This is a genomic window from Streptomyces sp. NPDC107528, from assembly GCF_055639295.1.
In genome coordinates, this window is the sequence record NZ_JBVKAV010000007.1 from 463,037 (window position 1) to 480,302 (window position 17,266).

The 17,266-nt window shown below is 69.7% G+C and carries 15 protein-coding genes and 1 pseudogene; 4 read left to right on the forward strand and 12 right to left on the reverse strand.

All coding sequences use genetic code 11. The features are described from left to right. Positions 1–6: 6 nt before the first annotated feature. The 5 genes from ACZ7L5_RS24540 to ACZ7L5_RS24560 all read right to left on the reverse strand — a co-directional run bounded on the left by ACZ7L5_RS24540 (position 7) and on the right by ACZ7L5_RS24560 (position 5,714). Positions 7–1,089, reverse strand: coding sequence for a S1 family peptidase (locus tag ACZ7L5_RS24540; protein WP_406205151.1), 1,083 nt, complete (start codon positions 1,087–1,089; stop codon positions 7–9). 276 nt (positions 1,090–1,365) lie between these two features. Then, a complete protein-coding gene (locus ACZ7L5_RS24545; RefSeq protein ID WP_471518865.1) occupies positions 1,366–2,253 on the reverse strand; it encodes a slipin family protein in 888 nt (295 codons plus the stop codon). A gap of 155 nt (positions 2,254–2,408) precedes the next feature. Beyond that, entirely contained in the window at positions 2,409–3,314 is a 906-nt protein-coding gene (locus ACZ7L5_RS24550; RefSeq protein WP_328882626.1) for a S1 family peptidase, read from the reverse strand. Positions 3,315–3,545: 231 nt separating this feature from the next. Then, positions 3,546–4,328, reverse strand: a complete 783-nt coding sequence (locus ACZ7L5_RS24555; RefSeq protein WP_471518752.1) for a DUF1684 domain-containing protein — start codon at positions 4,326–4,328, stop codon at positions 3,546–3,548. Between the two features lie 120 nt (positions 4,329–4,448). After that, positions 4,449–5,714 (reverse strand): DUF5685 family protein, encoded by a 1,266-nt coding sequence (locus tag ACZ7L5_RS24560; protein ID WP_471518754.1) that lies wholly within the window; start codon positions 5,712–5,714, stop codon positions 4,449–4,451. A 321-nt stretch (positions 5,715–6,035) separates the two neighbouring features. Here ACZ7L5_RS24560 and ACZ7L5_RS24565 point away from each other — a divergent pair, with 321 nt between their 5' ends. After that, a complete protein-coding gene (locus ACZ7L5_RS24565; protein WP_471518756.1) occupies positions 6,036–6,473 on the forward strand; it encodes a cell division protein SepF in 438 nt (145 codons plus the stop codon). A 37-nt stretch (positions 6,474–6,510) separates the two neighbouring features. On the opposite strand, the gene ACZ7L5_RS24570 is transcribed toward ACZ7L5_RS24565, so the two are convergent. Together ACZ7L5_RS24570 and ACZ7L5_RS24575 are read right to left on the reverse strand one after the other, a co-directional pair. Further along, on the reverse strand, positions 6,511–7,701 hold the full coding sequence (locus ACZ7L5_RS24570; RefSeq protein ID WP_471518758.1) for an acyl-CoA dehydrogenase family protein: 1,191 nt from the start codon (positions 7,699–7,701) through the stop codon (positions 6,511–6,513). Positions 7,702–7,831: 130 nt separating this feature from the next. After that, positions 7,832–9,433 (reverse strand): MFS transporter, encoded by a 1,602-nt coding sequence (locus ACZ7L5_RS24575; protein ID WP_471518760.1) that lies wholly within the window; start codon positions 9,431–9,433, stop codon positions 7,832–7,834. Between the two features lie 436 nt (positions 9,434–9,869). Between ACZ7L5_RS24575 and ACZ7L5_RS24580 the strand changes: the two genes are divergently transcribed. Beyond that, positions 9,870–10,907 (forward strand): phosphatase PAP2 family protein, encoded by a 1,038-nt coding sequence (locus tag ACZ7L5_RS24580; protein WP_471518762.1) that lies wholly within the window; start codon positions 9,870–9,872, stop codon positions 10,905–10,907. A gap of 92 nt (positions 10,908–10,999) precedes the next feature. Here the strand turns inward: ACZ7L5_RS24580 and ACZ7L5_RS24585 are convergent, their stop codons facing one another. Then, a complete protein-coding gene (locus ACZ7L5_RS24585) occupies positions 11,000–11,215 on the reverse strand; it encodes an I78 family peptidase inhibitor (protein WP_362380911.1) in 216 nt (71 codons plus the stop codon). A 506-nt stretch (positions 11,216–11,721) separates the two neighbouring features. Here ACZ7L5_RS24585 and ctaD point away from each other — a divergent pair. Then, positions 11,722–13,260, forward strand: a pseudogene (gene ctaD / locus ACZ7L5_RS24590) (aa3-type cytochrome oxidase subunit I); the annotation flags it as partial. Here the strand turns inward: ctaD and ACZ7L5_RS24595 are convergent. From ACZ7L5_RS24595 to ACZ7L5_RS24610, 4 genes are all read right to left on the reverse strand, one after another. Beyond that, positions 13,259–14,299 carry a helix-turn-helix transcriptional regulator gene (locus tag ACZ7L5_RS24595; protein WP_471518764.1) on the reverse strand — a complete coding sequence of 347 codons (1,041 nt, stop codon included), beginning with the start codon at positions 14,297–14,299 and terminating at the stop codon, positions 13,259–13,261. The pseudogene ctaD and the gene ACZ7L5_RS24595 overlap by 2 nt on opposite strands. 18 nt (positions 14,300–14,317) lie before the next feature. After that, positions 14,318–14,710: a hypothetical protein gene (locus ACZ7L5_RS24600; protein WP_471518766.1), complete on the reverse strand. Its 393-nt coding sequence runs from the start codon at positions 14,708–14,710 to the stop codon at positions 14,318–14,320. Positions 14,711–14,779: 69 nt separating this feature from the next. After that, complete coding sequence (locus tag ACZ7L5_RS24605) at positions 14,780–16,075, reverse strand: ABC transporter substrate-binding protein (RefSeq protein WP_471518769.1); 1,296 nt, start codon at positions 16,073–16,075, stop codon at positions 14,780–14,782. Continuing rightward, positions 16,050–16,634 carry an MTB12 C-terminal domain-containing protein gene (locus tag ACZ7L5_RS24610; protein WP_471518771.1) on the reverse strand — a complete coding sequence of 195 codons (585 nt, stop codon included), beginning with the start codon at positions 16,632–16,634 and terminating at the stop codon, positions 16,050–16,052. Before ACZ7L5_RS24610 ends, ACZ7L5_RS24605 begins: the two co-directional genes overlap by 26 nt. A 155-nt stretch (positions 16,635–16,789) precedes the next feature. On the opposite strand from ACZ7L5_RS24610, the gene ACZ7L5_RS24615 reads away from it, so the two are divergent. Beyond that, entirely contained in the window at positions 16,790–17,266 is a 477-nt protein-coding gene (locus ACZ7L5_RS24615) for a hypothetical protein (protein ID WP_471518773.1), read from the forward strand.

The following is a 17,266-nucleotide window of genomic DNA, read 5'->3' on the forward strand; positions in this document are numbered from 1 at the left end:
GAACCGTCAGCCGATCTCAGTACCCGTGGCCGACAGCGCCTCAGTCACCGGCTGGAAGAACGTCTCCCCACCGGAGGTGCAGTCACCGCTGCCCCCGGAGGTGAGCCCGATCGCCTTGTCACCGGAGAACAGCGACCCACCACTGTCGCCGGGCTCGGCGCAGACGTCGGTCTGGATCAGCCCGTTGACGATGTCACCGTTGCCGTAGTTCACGGTGGCGTCCAGCCCGGTGACCTTGCCGTCGTGCACCTGGGTGGTCGACCCGCTGCGGGTGACCTCCATGCCGACGGTGGCCTCGGCGGCACCGCTGATGGCCTGCGTGGAGCCGTTGTAGAGGTTGACCTCGCTCGGGTGGTCGACCTCGGCGGTGTACTTCACCAGGCCGTAGTCGTTGTCCGGGAAGCTGGACGTCTCGTTGCTGCCGATCGCGTTGCCGTCCGCGTCCGACCAGTCCGTGATGCCCTCGGTGCAGTGCCCGGCGGTCAGGAAGAACGGCTCGCCGCCCTTGACGACGTTGAAGCCGAGCGAGCAACGGCCACTGCCACCGGTGATGGCGTCACCACCGGCGATGAAGGGCTTGAACTCCCCCTTCGACCGCTTGAGTTCGACCGTGGCACCCAGCCCGTCGACGACCTTGCCGAGCTTGGTCCACTCGGCCTTGGAGACCGTGCGGTCGGCGGTGACGACGACCTTGTTGGTGGCCGGGTCCGTCACCCAGGCGGTGCCGGGGATGGTCGCGTCCTGCTTGAGCGTCGTACGGGCGCTCTTCAGCTCGGCGAGCGAGTTCTCGACGACTCTGGCCTTGGCGCCGGCGGCCTCGACGGCGTCGGCGGCGACCTCGTCGAGGACGTTCACGACAAGGCTCTTGGTCTGCGCATCGTAGTAGGTACCGGCGGCGTCGGCGCCGAGGTCCTTGGCGAGCGTCGATGCGAGCTTTCCGGCCGCGCCGACCGAAAGGGTCTTCGGCGCGGACGCGTCAGGCGACTCACTCGCGTTCGCACTCTGCAAGGTCACTCCCGCGGCAACCAGTGCGGCGATGCCCGCACCTGCCACGGCTGCACGCCGCTTGGGTATGCGTCGGTGCTTCAACTTACGTCCTCCTGTGGGGGGTCGGACCGAGAGGTTGTGGGGACCTCACGAACCGGAAGGCGTACGGCTACGAAGGCGACTCACAACAAAAGCCACACCCGTGCCGGTTGAACAACGCTCACTATTCCTAGGCCCACAGGGAGCGCACAAGGTCGACTTCAGGACGCGCGTAGAACACGGTTGCACGCCCCCGCCACCTTGACCGTGCACAGTCACGCGGGGCCTATTCGCACAGCAAACACTGCAAGCGAGGGAACCATACGCAGCGCGTAAGGTCTACTCCTGTCTCGAAATCGACCCTTCGAGGCCCGACTCCAAGCGTGGTTCGAGAGGCGGAAGTTCCTCCTGCACGGCCCGCGGCCCGACGGACGGCGCCCGCTGCGCACCGGCGGCCTCCGCAGACACCTGCGTCCCCTTCTCCAGAAACCGCAACAACTCCACCGGAATCGGAAGAACCAGCGTGGAGTTCTTCTCGGCCGCCACCGCCATCACCGTCTGGAGCAGGCGCAGCTGAAGAGCCGCGGGCGCGTCGGACATCTGATGTGCTGCCTCCGCCAGCTTCTTGGAGGCCTGGAGCTCCGCGTCGGCGTTGATCACCCGCGCCCGCCGCTCCCGGTCGGCCTCCGCCTGCCGGGCCATCGACCGCTTCATGGTCTCGGGCAGCGAGACATCCTTGATGTCCACCCGGTCGATCGTCACGCCCCACTCCACCGCCGGGCTGTCGATCATCAACTCCAGCCCCTGGTTGAGCTTTTCGCGGTTGGACAGCAGATCGTCCAGCTCGCTCTTGCCGATGATCGACCGCAGCGACGTCTGCGCCATCTGCGAGACCGCGAACCGGTAGTCCTCCACCCGTACGACCGCCTCGGCCGGCGCGGTCACCTTGAAGTAGACGACGGCGTCGACCCGCACGGTGACGTTGTCCCGCGTGATGCCCTCCTGCGCGGGCACGGGCATGGTCACGATCTGCATGTTCACTTTGCGCAGCTTGTCGACGCCCGGAACGATCAACGTGAAGCCGGGACCGCGCACTTGGGGCCGGAGCTTCCCGAGGCGGAAGACCACGCCCCGTTCGTACTGCTTGACGACCCGCGCGGCCGCCGCCACATAGACCACACCGGCGGACGCGAGCGTCACTCCCGCCGCCACCAGCTCCTCGACCATCACCGACCCCCAGGGTCCGACGTGGGCGCACTACAGGGGAGTACTGCCTGCACATCGACGGTAACCCCGGCATGAGAACAAGGGCGAGCCCCCGCACGACAGTTGCGTGCGGGGGCTCACATGCTGCCGGCTGCTGCTCAGGCAGAACCGAGGTGTCAGTAGACGCTGACGCCGTACGCGCTGAGGGCCTCGGTCACCGGCTGGAAGAAGGTCGTGCCGCCGGAGCTGCAGTTGCCGCTGCCGCCGGAGGTCAGACCGTACGCGGTGCCGTTGCTGCCGTAGAGCGAACCGCCGGAGTCGCCGGGCTCGGCGCAGACGGTGGTCTGGATGAGACCGGAGACGATGTCGCCGCCGCCGTAGTTGACGGTCGCGTTCAGGGCGGTGACCCGGCCGCTGTGCGTACCGGTGGTGGAGCCGTCACGGATGACGGTGGTGCCCACGCTGGGCGTGGCCGCGCGGGTGATGTCCACGCCGTTCGCGGTGCCGGGCCTGCTGACGGAACCGGAGTAGCGCACGATGCCGTAGTCGTTGCCCGGGAAGCTGGAGCCGGCGGTCGAGCCGATGACCGTGGTGCGGCCGGAGTTGGAGTACCAGGTGCCCGCACCGTCGGTGCAGTGGCCGGCGGTCAGGAAGTACTGGTTGCCGCTGCTGTCCTGGACGTTGAAGCCGAGCGAGCAGCGCCAGCTACTCGCATAGATGGCGTCGCCGCCCTGGATGAACTTGCTGAACTTGCCGGCGGTGCGCTTGATCGTGAGCGCGTCGGCGTTGGTGCCGGCCTGCTCCTTGATCTTCGCGATCTCCGCCTGGGAGACCGTGGAGTCCACGGTCACCGTGACGCGGTTGGTCTTGCTGTCGACGGCCCAGGCGGTGCCCGGGATGTCGGCCTTCAGCACGGAGCCACTGGCGCTCTTGAGCTGGGCGGCGCTGAAGGTGTCGGGGGTCTCCGCGGCGGTCGCGTTGGGGATCGCGATCGCGGCTGCAGCCACGAGGCCGGTGGATACGGCGATCAGCCGGGTCCGTCTCGCAATGCCACTGCGGGGGGTGGTGCGCTCGATCCTCACGTTTCGTTCCCTCCAAGGGAAGTCGGGGGCCCGCGTGGGGTCGGGGCCCGTGAGGCGCAGTCAAAAAAGCCAGGATGTCCGGATTCCGAACATGCCGTGCCCCTGACAAGCGCTGAGGGGGAGTATTCGGCCGAACGGTGGGTAGCCGCAAGAGCGCCTTTCGGCCGTCAATCTTTGAACGATCTGTGCGAGTTGACCGTCCCTGTCCCGGTCAGCCCGCCTCTCGGCACCTCAGCGCAGGGTGCGCTCCCCCGCCGGGATCGCGACTGCGAGGGTGTTCCCCGGTGGCGGGAAGGGGCACACGAAATGGTCGGCGAAGGCGCACGGCGGCAGCAGGGCACGGTTGAAGTCGACCGTCGTCCGGCCGTCGGCGTCGGGCGCGGCGGGCCGCAGGAACCGGAAGCGATAACTGCTGTCGCCGCTGGTCGCGTCGGCGAAGACGGCCCACAGCGAACCGTCGCCCTCGACGGTGACCTGCAGCGTGAACTCCTGCCCGTCCAGGGCGAACGCCAGTTCCCCGCCTAGTCCGAGCCCGCGCCTGCGCCCGTCGACGTTGTCGACCCGCACGGTCCGGCCCTCGCCGTACTGCGTGAAGTGCCCCTGCGCCGACCAGCGCGGATCGTACGGCGTGGCCTCGATGCCCCGGAACGCCCGGCGCGCCTCGGAAGCGGGGTCGAAGTCGCGTAGGCCCCACGCCCCGTCGCGCCTCAACACGACCAGCCTGCGCTCCCCGTACGCCACGCGCGCCCCGCTCGCAGGCTCCGGATCGGCCACCAGCCTGACCGCACCCTCGAATGGCCGCCCGTCCAAGGTCAGCCCGTCCGCCTCGGCCGCCGTGAGGACGACCTCGTCACCGTCGGCGGCCCACGCCCCGGGGATGTCCGGAAGTCGCCTCTCCGGATAGTCCTCCAGCCAGTGCGTCCCGGTCAGCGCGAGCGGCCCGTAGGGCGCCGAAACCGACGCGGCGCGCTGCTCGTGCCACCGCTGCCAGGCGTCAACCGAGTCCGGGGTCATGCCGTCAACCCTTCCATACCGGGCTGAAGTTTCCGATATCGGACCCAGGAGACCCCAGGAGACCCCGGGAGACCCCAGGAGACCCCGGGTGACCCCAGTCGACCCAGCAGCCCTCGTCACCTAGCAGCCATCGCAAGGGCAGCAGTCGCCGCAGTCACAGTCACGGCAGCAGCCCTCACGCTTCTTACGGGACCACGGGCCCTCGTACTCCTTCGCACAGCACAGCTTGCAGGTGCAGCACAGCAGCCAGAACATCCCGCAGCCGGCCCAGAACCCACGCCGCCCACGGGGCTGAGGCGCCGGCCCGCCCCCGAACCCACCGAAGTCACCACCACCGCCACCACCGCCGCCGGGCACTCCCCCGCCGCCGGCGTACGGAGTCCCGCCCGCGTACGGGTTCTGGCCGCCGTACGGGTTCTGCGGCGCCCCGTACGGCCCGGGCCCCTGCCCGTACCCCTGCCCCTGTCCATGCCCATGCCCATGCTGATGCGGCTGGCCGTACGGCCCGGGTTGATGGGACGCGCAGGTCGGCACCGTGCCGAACGCCCGGTCCACCGAGCGCCGCAGCTCGTGCACGAGCAGCAGGTGCGCGAGCTTGGCGTCGGAGAACTCGGCCTCACGCAGCGCCAGCCGCACCCCGTGCACGGCGTCGTCGGCGAGCCGCCGCGCCTCGGCGAGCGAGGTCCCCGTGGCCGTCAGCGGGTTCCACGCACCGGCCGCGGCGTCGGCCGCCTGGTCCTCCACGGCGTCCAGGAGATGCGCGAGCCGTCCGAAGAGGCGTCCGGCCTCGGCGAGCGGTTCGGCGTTGCCGGGCCGTCCGGCCAGGATCGCGGTGTGGGCGAAGGCGGCGGCGGTCGCCGTCTCGGTCGGTTCGGTGACCGCGAGGATCGGCGTCCCGGGCCCGGCGAGCGCCTCGATGCCGACCTGCCGGTCCACGGCGTCGACCAGTACGGCGGTGTCGAACCCGACGGCCGAGCCGCTGCGCGCGCCCGCCGCACCCCACCCGGTGGCCACCCGGCGAGCGGCGCGCGCCAGGGGCCGGCGGGCCAGCAGCCCGTCCCCGTCGGCCACATGGTCACGCACCTTGGCCGAGGCGAGCACCAGCGAGACGGCGGCGGCGAGCCGGGCACCCTCACCCTGCGCCACGGACGCGGTGCGCATGCCACGCAGCGGGCACGGTCCGGCCGTACGCCGCATTCCGCTGTCCATTTCGGCTTGAGCCTCCGTCAGAACGGAGATAAGGAGACCGTCGTAGTTCGTCACGATCCGCGCGAACTGACCGTGGTCCCCACGCAGCGAGAGGCACAACCCGCACAAATGCGCCATCCATTGACCGGTGAGCTGGTCTCCGAGCCGATGACGACAGGGCCTGACGATTCCGAACACGATGTCCCCCCGTGGTTCTTACGACGCCACAACGACGCTGAGCTGCCGCATCGTACCGACCGTGGCACAGATCGCCATGGCCGACTCGTTCACCCGTACGCACCCCGCATCACCCATACGCCGTGAAGAATCATATTTCACTCACAGTCAGCAGCCGTACGTGGCATGCCCCTTGGGGGACACGGGCTCTCGACGTATTCGCTGTGCACCAGTACCGTCACAAACCCCCCGCGCGGCGTCTATCCACTTGGCGCGACGTCCGCATCATGGATGACCATAGGGATGCGGAATGTAAGAAGACCGCTGTGAGAGGAGGCGTCCATGGGATCGGTGCGCAAGGCGAGTGCCTGGCTGGGCCTCGTTGACGACAACGATGACGAGCGTTACTACGACGACGACTACTCCGAAGGGACCGAGTCCGGGGATGCCTGGGTCACCGACCCGAGGGTCAAGGTGGCCACGGACGTCGCCGAGGAGAAGGGCCGCCGGATCGGCACGGTCACCCCGGACAGCTTCCGGGACGCCCGCGCCATCGGCGAGCTGTTCCGGGACGGGGTCCCGGTCATCATGAACCTCACGGCCATGGAGCCGGCCGACGCCAAGCGTGTCGTCGACTTCGCGGCGGGGCTCATCTTCGGTCTGCGCGGTTCGATCGACCGCGTGTCCAACCGCGTGTTCCTGCTGACTCCGGCCGACACGGAGATCATCAGCGGGGAGGCGTCGGCTCACCGTTCGGACGGCTTCTACAACCAGAGCTGAGGCAGGGCCGCTCATCGGCCCTGCCCCCTGGTGGGGTTCAGTGGAAGGCGTCGAGCCCGGTGAGAGCCTTGCCCAGCACGAGCTGGTGCATCTCGACGGTGCCCTCGTAGGTGAGCACCGATTCGAGGTTGGTCGCGTGCCGCATCACGGGGTACTCGAGCGAGATCCCGTTGGCACCGAGGATGGTCCGTGACGTACGGCAGATGTCGATGGCCTCGCGGACGTTGTTGAGTTTGCCGAAGCTGACCTGTTCGGGACGCAGGCGGCCGGTGTCCATGCGTCGCCCCAGATGATGGGCGAGCAGAATCCCCTTGTGCAGTTCGAGCGCCATGTCGGCGAGCTTGGCCTGGGTGAGCTGGAAGCCCCCGATCGGCCGGCCGAACTGCTCCCGCGACTTCGAGTAGTCGACAGCGGCCTCGAAACAGGACCGCGCCGCACCCATGGCCCCCCACACGATCCCGTACCGGGCGTGCGAGAGACAGCTGAGCGGCCCCTTCAGCCCGACGACCTCGGGCAGCACGGCATCGGCGGGCAGCCGTACGTCGTCCATGACCAGCTCACTGGTGACCGAGGCGCGCAGCGACAACTTGTGCTTGATCTCCGGAGCGGAGAACCCGGCGCTGTCGGTCGGCACGACGAACCCGCGGATCCCCTCGTCGGTCTGCGCCCACACGACGGCGACGCCGGAGACGGACCCGTTGGTGATCCACATCTTCCGCCCGGTGAGCACCCAGTCGGACCCGTCACGCTTGGCGTAGGTCCGCATGGACGCCGGGTCGGACCCGTGGTCCGGCTCGGTCAGCCCGAAGCACCCGATGACCTCGCCGGAGGCCATGCGAGGCAGCCACTGCTGCTTCTGCTCCTCGCTGCCGAACCGGTGGATGGCGTACATGGCGAGGGAGCCCTGCACGGAGACCAGGGACCGGATCCCGGAGTCGGCGGCCTCCAGCTCCAGACAGGCGAGCCCGTACTGCACGGCGGAGGCCCCGGCGCACCCGTAGCCGCTCAGGGACATCCCGAGCGCGCCGATCTCCCCGAGCTCCCGGGCGAGCTCACGAATCTCCGGCAGCTCGCCCTTCTCGTACCAGTCGGCGACGTACGGCAGCACCCGGTCCGCGGCCCACTGCCGCACGGTGCCGCGAATCGCCAGATCCTCGGGCTCCAGGAGGTCGTCGATGCCGAGGGGGTCGGCAGGGTCGAACGGGGGCAACTTCGAGGACGCGGACATGGGACACCCTCCGGCAACGACTAAAACTAGCGCCGCTAGTCACGGCTCGGGCCTGACGCTACGACGCGGCGCGGTGCACGTCCAGTACGACTCCCGGGTGGAGCGGCAGGTCCAGAGGGGAGCAGGCTCGTCAGGCGGAGACGCGGGACTCCGCGACTTCCCGCGGCTTGGGCAGCTCCACGGCCGGCGCATCGCACTGCATGACCCGCGGCAACCGCAACGCCATCACCGCACCCAGCAGCAACAGCCCCGCACTCACGAGCAGGGTCACATGCAGCCCGTGCACGAAGGCGTTCTGTGCGGCATGACGCAGGGCAACCCCCGCGGACCCGCCCAGCTGAGCAGCGACCTCGTACGCCTCACCCAGCGAGTGCGAAGCGGCGGTGGAGGCCGACGCCGGAACACCCGGCACGGCCGTCAGTCCGGGGGCGTACGCCGCGTTCATCACGCTGCCGAGCAGCGCGATACCGATGCCGGCGCCCAGCTGGTACGACGTCTCGCCGATCGCCGCCGCCCCGCCGGCCTGCTCCTGCGGAGCCTCGCTCAGCATCGACTCGTACGCCCCGAAGAGCGTCGTCTCCAACCCGAAGCCCAGCAGCACGAAGCCGAACAGCAGCAGGCCCGGGTTGTCCTCGCCGCCCATCGCCGTGAGCAGCAGGACCGCGACGGCCGTGACACAGAATCCGGCGCACACCATGCGCCGTGGCCCGAACCGCCGCAGCATCCGCGCGCCGGCCAGCCCGGCCGCCATGGCGGCGAAGGTCAGCGGCAGCAGTCGTAGCCCTGTCTCCAGTGGTGACAGGCCCAGCACCAGCTGCAGATACTGCGCCGCGATCAGCTCTAGCCCCACGAGGGCGAGCATGGCCAGCACGATGCACCCGACCGACGTACTGAAGGCGGGCCGCGTGAACATCGCGAGGTCGACCAGGGGATACGCCCGCCGTCGCTGCCGTCGTACGAAGAGGACCATCAGGACGACACCGACCACCAGCGGCACCACGGTGAACAGGCTGCCCACCGGTTCTCCGCCGCCGAGCCGCTTGACGCCCAGCACCATGCCGAAAAGGCCGGCTGCCGCGAGCAGCGCGCCGACCACGTCCCAGGGACCCTTGTGGTCGCCCTTGGACTCGGGCAGCAGCAGGCGTCCCACCGGAAGGCTGATCAGCATCAGCGGGATGTTGACGAGGAAGACCGAGCCCCACCAGAAGTGCTCCAGGAGGAAGCCGCCGAGCAGCGGTCCGACCGCCGCGCCGACGGCGGCGACGGCGCTCCAGATGCCGATGGCGAGGGCCCGCTCACGCCGGTCGGGGAAGACCTGGCGCAGGATCGAAAGGGTCGCGGGCATGATCATCGCGCCGCCGACGCCGAGCAGGGCGCGGGCCAGGATCAGTACCTGTGGGTCGTGCGCGAGGGCCGCGAGGCCGGAGGCCAGGCCGAAGAGGGTGTACCCCAGCAGCAGGACCCGTCTGCGGCCCACCCGGTCACCGAGTGTGCCGAAGAGGATCAGCAGCGAGGCGCAGACCAGCGGATAGATGTCGACGATCCAGAGCAGCTCTATCGCGCCGGGCCGTAGGTCCTCGGTGACAGCGGGCACCGCCACGTGCAGCACGGTCGCGTCGACCGCGACGAGCAGCAGGCTGACACAGAGGACGACGAGGACGACCCAGCGGTTGGCACCGGCCCCGGCCGCCCGACGGCGCAGCGCAGCGGCAGCCGTGGTCGTCCCGGACATGTACGTACCTCCCAGATGTTCCCTCGCCCTCGGCGGGGCACACGGGGTGGGGACTCCCCGTGGACTCGGCCGGAGAGGAGCGGTGGTCTCCGGCCCGCGCAACGAAGGGCGAGTGACTCGTCAGAGTACGCGAGTCCGCGTCGGTGCCGAGTGGCGGACCTCTCAGACTCCACACGAACGCGTGTGGCGTACGCCACATCCACCACCCCTGACCGGTGAGCTTCGGGGGAATTCCGCACCATGATTCGGTGAACGAATTCATAAGCAGTAAAAAACGAACCAACAGAATGATCAAAGGAATTGAAGGATGTAGCGTCCGTCGATTGCGGATTCCTTGGAAATAAGCCCGCGCCTGAGAGGAATCCCACATCACATCGTCATCACAAAGCCGTGGAATCGCCGTTGAACTGCGCTCACTCGCTGTAACGTCGATTGGGTGTGTACCGAACGAAAGCTGACCCGTCTGGACCGGGTCTTCGCCAGGCTGGACCGGGAGCCCGAACGCCCGGCCCACATCGATGTGCCGCGGATGACGCGGCACAGGGTCGTGCTGTTCACCTCGACCCTGGCCTTCTACGTGGCCATCGTGTGGGCCATCATCATCACCTCGTGGCTGGTCCGGCTCGACTGGCAGGTCATGTTCTTCCGCCCGTACCAGCAGTGGGCCGAGATCCACGCCTTCGTCGACTACTACGTGGTGCTCGGTCAGCGCGGCCCGACCGCCGTGATGGTCGCGGCGTGGCTGGGCTGGCGTTCCTGGCGGCAGCACACGCTGCGCCCGCTGCTCGCGCTCGGCGTCTCCCTGCTGCTGCTGAACGTCACGGTGGGTGCCGCCAAGCTCGGCATGGGCCGCCTCGGACCGCACTACGCGACGACCGTCGGCTCCAACGAGATGTGGCTCGGCGGCGATATATTTCCCAGCGGCCACACCGCCAACGCCGTGGTGACCTGGGGAATCCTGGCCTATCTGGCCTCGACCCCGAGAGCGCGCCGCTGGCTGTCGGCCCTGTCGGCGGTGACCTCACTGGGCGTCGGACTGTCCACCGTGTATCTCGGTACGCACTGGCTGAGCGATGTGCTGCTCGGCTGGGCCGCCGGCCTGCTGATCCTGCTCGCCCTGCCGTGGTTCGAGCCGCTGATCGCCCGGTCCGAGTCCTGGATCTTCGACCTGCGTGACCGCTGGCGCGAGCGCCGGGCCGGCACGGTGTCGGTGCCGACCGCCCCGGTCGAGGCTCCGGTGCTGCTCAAGACACACCCCGTGACCGTCGACGACGAGGCCGCGGCACGCGAGGCCGCCTCCCCCGCCCGCTCGCCCCGCACGACCGTGCACCCGCCCGCCTACCTGGCCCCCGGCCCGCACACGGCCCGCGGAGAGCGCACACCGGTCACCCCGGCCGGCAGCCGCCGCCCGCCGCACACGGAGCGCAGCACCCCCCGCCCCGCCCATCCGGCCCGCCCCCTCACGGGCGGCTGACGGCCCCTGCCTGCGGGGTTCGGTACACACAGCCCCCCCTGCACGGCGACGGCCTCGGTTCCTGATTCAGGAACCGAGGCCGTCGCCGTTCGTCAGCCCTTCCAGGCCCGAGCCACCTGGCCGTCCTTCACCTCGAAGTTCATCCGGCCACTCCGGTACTCCATGGTGATGATCGCCCCCGGCGGCAGCGAACGCACCGTCGACCACCCTCGGTCACGGGCCAGTCGCTCGGCCCGGTCGGCGTCGAGGCCGACATAAGTGTCCGGGCTGTCCTGTGGTTCGGCAGGGGGTTTCGGAATGGGTGCCATGCCGCCACGCTAGGGCCTTCGCGCGGGATCGGGCCAGAGCGGACCGGGGGCCTTTGTAGCGGCCATCCAGGCCACACGTCCCCCTCCGGTCACGCTTTTGTCACAGAACCACGACACGCGTTTCGGACACTCCGCGTCACACGGATGAGCGGTTCCGTAGGCCTTCCGCAGGCATTAGATCGTAATTCCTGCGTGTCGCGAAGCCATGGCGAATAGGACGGAGGAAAAGTTCCCGGAGAACTGCCGTGGACTCCTTTTCCCGCCACAGCGACATTGGCTGCTGCCGCAGCGGGTGCGCGGGCCGGCGAGAGTCTGTGCCGCACAGAAAGTACATGGTTCCACCACAGAATCGCCGTACGCCCTCTGTCGGAGCGCCGGTCACGCGAGCATCATGGCGTGAGCTCGCGTCGGCGCGTGCGGCGCGGGCTTCAGCGGGCCCGGGGCGCGACGAGCGAAGGGGCGAGCGAGCGATGGGGACGCACACCGCAGAGGCGGCGGCACGGCCCATGCGGGGCAAACAGCCGGGCGGCCGGGTGGTCGTCGACTGGCTGACCACCACGGACCACAAGAAGATCGGGCACCTCTACCTGATCACGTCGTTCGGGTTCTTCCTGGCCGGCGGTGTCATGGCCCTGCTGATGCGGGCCGAACTGGCCCGGCCGGGGATGCAGATCCTGAGCAACGAGCAGTTCAACCAGCTGTTCACCATGCACGGCACGATCATGCTGCTGCTGTTCGCGACCCCGACCTTCGCGGGCTTCGCCAACGAGCTGATGCCGCTGCAGATCGGCGCCCCGGACGTGGCGTTCCCCCGGCTGAACATGTTCTCGTACTGGCTGTTCCTGTTCGGCGGGCTGATCGTGATGGGCTCACTGATCGTGCCGGACGGGCCCGCCTCCTTCGGCTGGTTCGCCTACGCGCCGCTCAACAGCCTGGAGCGCTCCCCCGGTATCGGACCCGACCTGTGGATCATGGGCCTCGCGCTGGCGGGCTTCGGCACGATTCTCGGCGCGGTCAACTTCATCACCACGATCATCGGGATGCGCGCGCCCGGCATGACGATGTTCCGGATGCCGATCTTCGTGTGGAACACGCTGTTCACGTCGATCCTGATCCTGATGGCGTTCCCGGTGCTCGCGGCCGCGCTTCTGGTGCTGGAGGCGGACCGCCGGTTCGGCTCGGTGGTGTTCGACGCGGGCAACGGCGGGGCGCTGCTGTGGCAGCACCTGTTCTGGTTCTTCGGGCATCCCGAGGTCTACATCATCGCGCTGCCGTTCTTCGGCATCATCACGGAGATCATCCCGGTCTTCAGCCGCAAGCCGATGTTCGGCTACCTGACGCTGGTCGGGGCGACGATGGCGATCACCGGTCTGTCGATCGTGGTGTGGGCGCACCACATGTTCGTCACCGGTGCGGTGCTGCTGCCCTACTTCTCGTTCATGAGCTTCCTGATCGCGGTGCCGACGGGCGTGAAGTTCTTCAACTGGACCGGGACCATGATCAAGGGCTCGTTGTCCTTCGAGACGCCGATGCTGTGGGCGGTGGGCTTCCTGGTGACGTTCCTGTTCGGCGGGCTGACCGGGGTGATCCTGGCGTCGCCGCCGATGGACTTCCACGTCTCCGACTCGTACTTCGTCGTCGCCCACTTCCACTACGTCGTCTTCGGCACCGTCGTCTTCGCGATCTTCGCCGGGTTCCACTTCTGGTGGCCCAAGTTCACCGGGAAGATGCTCGACGAACGGCTGGGCAAGATCCACTTCTGGACGCTGTTCGTCGGCTTCCACACCACGTTCCTGGTGCAGCACTGGCTGGGCGCCGAGGGCATGCCGCGCCGCTACGCCGACTATCTCGCCGCCGACGGCTTCACGGCGCTGAACACGGTCTCGTCGATCGGCGCGTTCCTGCTCGGCATGTCGACGCTGCCGTTCCTCTACAACGTCTGGAAGACCGCGAAGTACGGCAAGAAGGTCGAGGTCGACGACCCCTGGGGCTACGGCCGCTCCCTGGAGTGGGCGACCTCCTGCCCGCCCCCGCGGCACAACTTCAACGCGCTGCCGAAGATCCGCTCCGAGTCCCCGGCGTTCGACCTGCACCACCCTGAGCACGCGTTGGAGGCTCCGCAGCCCGAGCCAAAGAGCGAGCAAGCCGGCCGTGAGCCGTCCTGATCGCCTCGACGAGCTCGTCCGGCTCCACGACCTCGAACTCGAAGCCCAGCAGCATCACATGGATCACCATCACGTCGAGGCTCCCGGCGCCGGTGCGCAGGAGGCAGCTGTCGGGACCGTCCGCCTCCAGCTGACCCGTGGTGGGCGAGATGCTCGCGGCGGCCTCCTCCAGGGGCACCAGCAGCCGGACGACGGCGTGCGAGGCGTACGCGCGCGTGGAGACGCCCTGCGAGACGTACGCGGCGAGGTCCTCGGCGGGCGGGGTGCGCGGGGTGAAGCGCGGGCCGTGCGGCGGCCTGGGGGCGATGCGGTCGACGCGGAACGTACGCCAGTCCTCGCGGTCGAGATCCCAGGCGACCAGGTACCAGCGCCGTTCGCTGCACACCAGGCGGTGCGGCTCGACGGTACGGCGGGTGGGGGCGCCGCCGTGGTCGCGGTACTCGAAGCGCAGTCGCTCGGCGTCCCGGCAGAGGTTGGCGAGTTCCGTCAGTACGGCCGGGTCGACGGCGGAGGGCTGGGGGCCGCGCAGCATCGGCACGGTGAAGGCGTTCAGGGCGCCCACGCGGCGGCGCAGCCGGTTCGGCAGGACCTGCTCCAGCTTGGCGAGGGCCCGCACCGAGGTCTCGCCGATGCCCTCGATGCCCTGGCCCGCGGCCGTGCGCAGCCCTACGGCCACGGCGACCGCCTCGTCGTCGTCCAGCAGCAGGGGTGGCAGCTCGGCACCGGCGCCGAGCTGGTAGCCGCCGCCGGTGCCGGGGCTGGCGTTGACCGGGTAGCCCAGCTCGCGCAGCCGGTCGACGTCCCGGCGGATGGTGCGCGGGGTGACGCCGAGGCGGTCGGCCAGGTCGGCGCCGGACCACTCGCGGTGGGCCTGGAGCAGGGAGAGCAGCCGCAGGAGTCTTGCCGAGGTCTCCAACATGATCCGATTTTGCCTCGTTCAGGGGCTCGGGAGTGCCCCTAACAGCGTTGCCGGCACCCGGGATTCGACGCTCAGGTTGCCTTGCCGGGTCTCGTACGGCACCCGGGAGGCGGCGGGGTGGACGTCCATGTCACCCGGCGCCAGACGATGGTCCGACTCCTCCTCCGTCACGCTGGCGTACGCGTCCCAGTGGCCCTCCGGCAGGGCCACGCTGCTGGGGAGCGCGGCCCGCAGTCGGCCCGTCGTCGCCGGGGTCAGTGGCAGGGTGACCTCCTCGTCGCCCTCGCGGTGGCGCAGCACGAGGTGGGCCGCCTCGGTGGCCACGACCGCGGTGACGTCAAACGTCAGCCCGCCCGCCGAATCCGCGATGCAGTCGGCGCGCAGTGGTACTGCCTGCGACACGGGCGTCATGCGCTGCGGTTCCTCCCTCGGCTCTCGGCTTGGTCGGTTGGACCGGCGACACCGCCTTTTGGTTGCCCGTCACGGCCGGTACGACAGCTGCGGGACGTCGAAGCACGTGTGGTTCATGTCTCCTTGGGCGACCCAGCCCCGGCCGTCCTTCCAGCGGGCCACCGACAGACAGCTCCGGCGGGTCTTCGGCGGCTCGGCCAGCCGCTCGAACCGGACCGGGATCAGCAGGCCGTCGGCGGTGTATCCCTGGCTGCGGTTCATGAAGTCGTCGACGCACGCACGCGTGACGCCCTGCCCGGCGCACGACTTGGCGGCGTCCGTGAACCACATGGCCGCCGCCCAGCCCTCCAGCTGCCACTGGGAGTGTGTCCTGAGCCCCTTGGTGGCGTCCCGGAACTCCCGTACGGCGGCCTGGCCGGTGTCCTCGTGGTTGCGGGACGATCCGGTCGCCCACAGGGCGTTGCGGCAGCGCGGGGAGTCCTTGTGGTCCTCGGCGACGGTGGACGTCCAGTTCTGGACGTTCGTCACCTTGGCGGTGACCTCGGCGCCGACGTCGTCCATCGCCTTGCACAGCTGGGCGTTGCCGTGGGTGTCGATGGCGTCGAAGACGAGGTCGGCGCCCTGCTCTTTCAGATCAGCCGCCACCGCGCGGAAGTTGGGCAGCGCGAAGTCGACCTGCTCGGTGACGACCTTGTAGCCCTCGGCCTTCAGCCCCCGCTCGACGAGCCGGGCGTAGGCGGCGGACGCGGACTGGTTGTACGAGACGACGGCGGCCGTACGGGCGCCGTGCTCGCGCTTGAAGTAGCGGTAGACCTCGGTGCCGCCGTACTGCTTGCCGTCCCAGCCGGTGGTGCCGTCGCGGGGCGCGAGGCTGCCGTAGATGCCGTACAGGTGCGGGTAGGTGTCGTAGGCGGTTCCGATGGGCTGGCCGCCGATGTCGGGCACGCGTGCGCGTGAGACGCGGGACGCGCCCGCGTAGTCCAGGGCGGTGGTGGCGACCAGGGCGACGACCTTCTCCTCGTCGACGAGCTTGTGCACGCACTCGTTGTTGCCGACACCGCTGCCGCCGTCGTCGCACTCGCGCACCTCGACGGGGCGGCCGTCGACGCCGCCGCGTGCGTTGAGGCGGTCGAAGTACGCCTTGGCGCCGTCGCGGGGGCCGGTGAAGGCGCTGCCGCCGACCGGGCTGGTGACGCCGGCGATGATGCCGACCCGGATCGGGGTACGGTCGCCCGCGGGTGTCGTGGGGCCGCCCCGGTCGCGGTGCTCGAAGTCGCTCTCCGGCAGCCGGCTGCCGCACGCCGTACTCAGAGCCAGCACCATCACGGCGATCGCCGCCTCAGCACCCCGGGATCGGCGACCCATTGCCGCTCAACTGGACCAGCGCGCACAGTGTCTTCGCGGACACCTTCCAGGTGCCGTTCTGTTCGACGGCGGTGCCTGAGGCATCGGGCAGGGCCGTCGCGCCCTTCAGCGTCAGGTCGTACGTCACGTTCGCGCCGGTCGGCGAGGTGAACTCGACCTTGGAGACCTTCGCCTCGACCTGCCCGCCGCGCTCGTCACCGCTGAACGCCTCCAGGACCGGGCCCATCCGGTCGCCGTTCTCCAGGACGGTCTGCTTCTCCTTCGTGGGCGTCGCCGGGTCGAAGAACTTCTGCCAGTTCTGCTTGATCTCGGTCTCGGCCGCCCCTGCGTCGGCGGGCGCCGTCGCGGCCGGCGACTGCTGCCCGCCCGGCTCGGTCTGCTCGACGGTGGGTGTCGGCGGCGTCTCGTTGCCGCCGCCTCCCTCGTCGTCGCTGCAGGCCGCCAGGGCCGGGGCGAGGAAGAGGAGCAGGGCCGCCGCCACCGCGGTGCCCTGTCCTGTCGCCCGTGGGCCGTGCCGCCTGTCCGCGTTGCTCCGCCTGAGGTCGCTCCCGAGAACCATCTGGCTCACCGCCGGGTGTCGATCCGGGCCGTGTGCGCCCGGTGCTTTCAGGGTCAGCTTGCAGGAGGCATAGTGCAAGCCATTGGCTGACATGGACAGGCACATGCGCCGAATCCCGATGTGCGTGCCCCCGAACCGACGCGTGGGAGCCAGCGATGCGGACAGCCCGACTGCGGACCGTGCACCCCGCCCTGTGGGCCGGCTGGGCCGCGCTGGCGGCCGGCGCGGTGCTGTGCGTCATCGGCTGGTACGGCGTCTCCGGCGAGCGCTTCGCCGAGCGGCAGCTGCCGTATCTCGCGTCCTGCACGGTCCCCGGCGCGGCGCTGATCATCGCAGGGTCGCTGCTGCTGACGCACGGCCGGGGCGCGCTCGCCGCCGCGCGCGTGGAGGAGCTGTACGGCCTTCTGGTGGCCGTGGAGCCGGCCGACGCCGATGAGTCCGGCCAGACGGCCACGGCGCCCACGGCGGTCAGCGGGGACCTGCTGATGGTGCCGGGCGGCACCCTCTGGCACCGCGCGGACTGCCCGCTGGTCGCCGGCAAGGTGGAGGCCGTACCGGTCGACGCGAAGCTGGTGCGCGGCGGCGAACTGGGCCCGTGCCCGATCTGTGAGCCAGCCGAAGCGGACGACTGA